1 protein-coding gene and 1 pseudogene are annotated in these 871 nt (G+C 42.4%); both read right to left on the bottom strand.

From position 1 onward, the window contains the following. Positions 1–323: pseudogene (locus H5187_RS23775) on the bottom strand (DUF2235 domain-containing protein); the annotation flags it as partial. A 29-nt stretch (positions 324–352) separates the two neighbouring features. Continuing rightward, positions 353–871 (bottom strand): hypothetical protein (locus tag H5187_RS23770; protein WP_182798501.1); only part of this gene is annotated, 519 nt, incomplete at its 5' end.

Raw genomic sequence — 871 nt, 5'->3', positions numbered from 1 at the left:
CTATATCCATTTATTAATTGTGATTGCCATTGCTCATTTGCTTCAGCTTGTTCTGGCTGATTGTAAAAAAGCTCGCGTTGTTGGTTTTTAGTGGTGAATTCAGCGTCTTCTTCTGGGCCATGAGCAATCGCATCAATCGTTGCTGAATATTTAACACTGTGGTGGATGTAATCTTTATATAAAGCCTGCCAGGCATCACTTTGTGGGCCAAAGCTGCGGGCGCTATCAACCAGTGTTTTAAGCTCGCTAGGTAAAATATAAGGTATAGCTTGGCCGTCAGCTTGTTTGCGGTTAGCAAGTTCCGTTAAGCTTTGTAGTGGCACTCCTTAGCGCCTTTATCTCAACAATTCCTTTATTCACTGTTGTCCACATCCTTATTACTTTCTCTACTCTGGGCCCTACTTAAACGCATACTCATGCTCATATCCATCCCTGTAGATAACGGTAAATTGTCTTTATCAAGCGGGATATCTGTATCATTCTCTGATAAATGCGTTAATATCGCATTAAGCTGCTGCTCAAAGTCTTTTGGTTTTTCATCATCAAAAAATGCAAAGGGTTTGTCATCGGTTTGCCACTGTTCATGCTGCGGCATTACATGCTCGCGGCCATACTCCATAAATTGACATATAAATGCCAATACCGGCTCGTACGCATCACTGCCGTTGTAATAAGGGTTGTGGCGCGGTTGTACCATAAAATTAGCCCATTGCATGTTGTTGTGTTTATCAAAACCACGTGTCTGGATACGCATCATTTGAAAGTCTTCATAAACCCGTAAATCTTGAAAGTGCTGGGCGCGTACCTTGCCTTTGTACCAGAGGTAGACAATTTGTTTATCACGATCAAACACCATTGGCGCTTGTCGCTT

It is taken from the genome of Pseudoalteromonas sp. SG44-1, from assembly GCF_014164315.1.
Classification (GTDB): Bacteria; Pseudomonadota; Gammaproteobacteria; order Enterobacterales; family Alteromonadaceae; genus Pseudoalteromonas; species Pseudoalteromonas rhizosphaerae.
Note: the sequence above shows the minus strand (reverse complement) of the source record. Positions and strands in the feature narration are given on the sequence as shown.